This is a genomic window from Bacillus sp. P4_D3 (genome assembly GCF_056401855.1).
This window is the reverse complement of sequence record NZ_JBFUIN010000334.1, coordinates 1-3,517: the sequence shown is the minus strand read 5'-3', so window position 1 is coordinate 3,517 and position 3,517 is coordinate 1. Positions and strand designations below refer to the sequence as shown.

Below are 3,517 nucleotides of genomic sequence, written 5' to 3'. Positions count from 1 at the left end.
GAGATATACTCGTTCTCGGTTGTGCTGTCGCTTTCGCTGCCCATATTCTTGTTAACGGTTTCTTTTCTAAGAAAATATCACCTTTATTACTAAGTACTTCTCAAGTATTAGCTGTCGGTATATTTTCTTCTATTTGCGCTTTTTTGTTTGAAGATTGGGAAAAATTACTTTCAGTATCACTATGGACAAATCATTCCTTTTTATTCGCTCTATTTCTAACTTCTCTGTTTGCGACATCAATTGCCTTTTTCATTCAAACATCTGCACAAAAACACACTTCTCCAACGAGAGTAGCCATTATTTTCGCAATGGAGCCTGTTTTTGCAGCATTAACAGGCGTTCTAGTAGCAAATGAACAGCTTTCTATTTCTGCTGTTATTGGGTGTCTATGTATTTTCCTAGGTATGATTTTTGTTGAATTACCTTCAAAAACAAAAAAAGAAGCGCGGGCTGCGTGAAGTTACGCTTGCAACTTCCGCATAAAAGCCTTAGCGCTTTTTTTATCTGTAATTTCTTCTTCTTTCAATCGTTCTAATAACGCAACAAAATAACTGCCATCAAACTGTAACTGATGTTTAATCGTCGCTTCTATTGCTACGTTCACAATCCCATCAGATGCACCAGTATATCCTTGTCCAAACATAATAAATCCTTGTGCTTCCTCTGATAATTTAAATCCTTTCGTATGTAAGAATGAAAGATAATCTTCTACTGTTTGCATGATATTCCCACCTACTCAAAAATTCTCCACTTCCTATCATACATGTTTTTATACTCTATGAGAATGAAATTTCTTTGACAACTTTGTAAAGCAATCGTCTACTTCGTTAACAATGGAGGATTTCCTTACAACATGAAGGAATATGTACAGTGGCACTTATTTTATATTAAAGGGGAGACACGATGAAACAAGCACTATTAATTATCGATGCTCAGCAAGAATTAATTGATGGAAATGAACAAGAAAATGAAGTTTTTCGTAAAACTGAGCTATTAGCTACACTAAATACAGCTGTACAGAAAGCAATAGATTCAAATGCCCTTATTATTTTCGTAAGAGATACCGATGTTGCCTCTGGTAGCGGCGTGGGCTTTGAAGTACATAATCAAATTAAAGTACCTCAGTCTGCAATCCTTATTAATAAAGCAGCAACAAATTCATTCTATGGCACTTCTTTACTTGAACTTTTAAAAGAAGAGAAGATACATCATCTCGTTATAGGTGGATGTAAAACAGAACATTGCATTGACACAGCTGTTAGAACAGCAACTGTACAAGGATTCGATGTTACATTAATTAAAAATGGCCATTCAACAACTGATTCTAACGTATTAACTGCACAGCAAATTATCGAACATCATAATAAAACTTTACACGGTCATTATAATGTTGATCATTTTTCCGTTGTTAGAGATGTCGAGGAAGATATCTTTCAACCAATTCATGACCAATATCGCGACTAAATTAACGATAAAAAAGAATCCTTACGTGAAAAGGATTCTTTTTTATCCAAAAATTTGTGCTGCAATGCTATATAACTCATTATTCCTTTTTAATAATTGATTGCTATTTTTTATCATAATTGGCGGCATATTCACCTTTCGAAAACCAGAATTCTCTAATCCTTTCATAAAATTCACTTTCCCTTCTGGTACATCTATTCTTAATTTACCTTTATGCCCTTTTGCTAAATAATGTACCATTCTCATTTCCATCGCATCATTTTTACCAACAACTGGTCCTATTATTTTATTTTCTGGCGTTTGTATACTTATACCATATCCTAATACATTTTGTTTTGTATCCTTTATAACGATACATTGTTCACTTTGTATAATTCGATACTTTAAAAACTCTTCTCTATTTGTTCCAAATGCATCTTCGTCTATTTGTATTATTTCTTCTAAATCACATTCTTCATAATTCACAATATGCTCTTCATTTCCTACACAATGATAATTCGCATTGTACGAGTTACATATGTATTTAGAAACATAACTAACAGCTCTAAATCCTAGTTTTTTATATAAAGGCTTCCCCTCATCCGTAGCAATAAGCATAATTGGGATTTGAGTTGATACGCTTTTAACGCATGAATCCGTTATTATCTTTCCAATCCCTCTTCCTTTATAATCTGGATGTACAATTAACATTCCGATAGAAGCTAATGCCTCCCCGTATAATATAATTGCCGCGCTAGCAATAAGCTCTTCCTTCGCATTTACCACACCATATACTATACCCGTATTCAAAATCGTCTCAATTTCTTCTCTGTTATAATCCCACCCAATATAAGAAGATAATGCTACAATATCCCCTATTTTTTCTTCCCTAAGACGCTCCACTCTAAACGCCAATTCAATCATTCTCCACCTCATTATTTAGACGTTTGAATCATTCTTTCCGAATCAACTTGTACATGTTTCCCTTTATCTGTCATACACATATCCTATTTTRACCAAGACTATAATGTAAATGAGGTGACAACATGCCCATTACGAATCGATTTTCTACCACCACTAACGGCGCACTCGCTATTACAGGAAACACACTCGGTTTAAGTAAAATCAGTAATCAAAACCGTGCTGGTACAATCGGTGCAATTGGTGCATTCGTAACTACGAATACCGCTTTACAAGTAACTACTTTTCCYGCCGGTACAACATTAAACTATACACAAAATAGTTCTACCGCTATTTTAAATATCCCTGCTGGTAGTACTATTCTTTACGCCGAACTCGTTTGGGGCGGGAACTATTTATCTCGTGATCAAAACATTACGAGTGTATTAGGAAACCCAGTTTCTTTCACAACGCCTGTTTCAACATACTCGATTACTCCTTCAGCTGTTACAGCTTCAAATCAAACTTTCGTTTCTGGATCTGTCACATTTGGATTTTATACACGATCAGCAGATGTAACCTCACTCGTTCAAGCTGCTGGATCTGGATCTTATACAACCGGCTCTGTCCCTGGACTGGTTGATCCTTTAGATGCTTCTAACGGGGCTATCAATTCTTCTGGATGGACGCTCATTGTCGCTTATCAAAACGGTTCCTTACCCGCAAGAAATTTAACAATTTACGTAGCTGGTAACCGTGTTTCTGTAGAAACTGGTAGTGCAGATGTATCTGTCTCAGGGTTTTTAACACCTGCAGGGGGACCTGTAAGCGGGAGATTATTTATAAGTTCTACTGAAGGGGATGCTGATTTAACTGGGGATCAAGCATTATTTGGACCAAATTTCAGTTCATTAAATGCTTTATCCGGGCCAAATAACGCTGTTAATAATTTCTTTGGTTCTCAAATTAATAATGCTGCAGGAAACTTAGATACAACAGGTACATTTGGAACGCGAAATCAAAGTGCTTCTACAAGTACAAACATCTCCGCTGGTAGACAAGGCTGGGACATTACTTCTATTGATATCTCTCCTTATTTAACAAATTCCCAAGTCTCCGCTGCAATCCGTTTAACAACTAACGGCGATGCATATATGTTGAATACAGTTGGCTT

At 35.9% G+C, this 3,517-nt stretch carries 5 protein-coding genes; 3 read left to right on the top strand and 2 right to left on the bottom strand.

All coding sequences use genetic code 11. The features are described from left to right. A partial coding sequence (locus AC1DTM_RS20545; protein WP_477000755.1) for a DMT family transporter occupies positions 1-458 on the top strand: 458 nt, incomplete at its 5' end. 2 nt (positions 459-460) lie between these two features. Here AC1DTM_RS20545 and AC1DTM_RS20540 read toward each other — a convergent pair. Then, complete coding sequence (locus AC1DTM_RS20540) at positions 461-721, bottom strand: DUF6123 family protein (RefSeq protein ID WP_001195213.1); 261 nt, start codon at positions 719-721, stop codon at positions 461-463. A gap of 182 nt (positions 722-903) precedes the next feature. Here AC1DTM_RS20540 and AC1DTM_RS20535 point away from each other — a divergent pair, with 182 nt between their 5' ends. Beyond that, positions 904-1,464 (top strand): isochorismatase family protein, encoded by a 561-nt coding sequence (locus tag AC1DTM_RS20535; RefSeq protein ID WP_016104358.1) that lies wholly within the window; start codon positions 904-906, stop codon positions 1,462-1,464. A gap of 42 nt (positions 1,465-1,506) precedes the next feature. Here the strand turns inward: AC1DTM_RS20535 and AC1DTM_RS20530 are convergent, their stop codons facing one another. Next, entirely contained in the window at positions 1,507-2,367 is an 861-nt protein-coding gene (locus tag AC1DTM_RS20530) for a GNAT family N-acetyltransferase (RefSeq protein WP_016104357.1), read from the bottom strand. A gap of 122 nt (positions 2,368-2,489) precedes the next feature. Here AC1DTM_RS20530 and AC1DTM_RS20525 point away from each other — a divergent pair. Beyond that, on the top strand, positions 2,490-3,517 hold a 1,028-nt coding region (locus tag AC1DTM_RS20525; protein ID WP_477000754.1), incomplete at its 3' end, for a hypothetical protein.

What these genes read in the sequence shown, in the direction of transcription:
- AC1DTM_RS20540 (WP_001195213.1), bottom strand. Translation starts at nt 721, where the DNA reads ATGCAAACAGTAGAAGATTATCTTTCATTCTTACATACGAAAGGATTT.
- AC1DTM_RS20535 (WP_016104358.1), top strand. Translation starts at nt 904, where the DNA reads ATGAAACAAGCACTATTAATTATCGATGCTCAGCAAGAATTAATTGAT.
- AC1DTM_RS20530 (WP_016104357.1), bottom strand. Translation starts at nt 2,367, where the DNA reads ATGATTGAATTGGCGTTTAGAGTGGAGCGTCTTAGGGAAGAAAAAATA.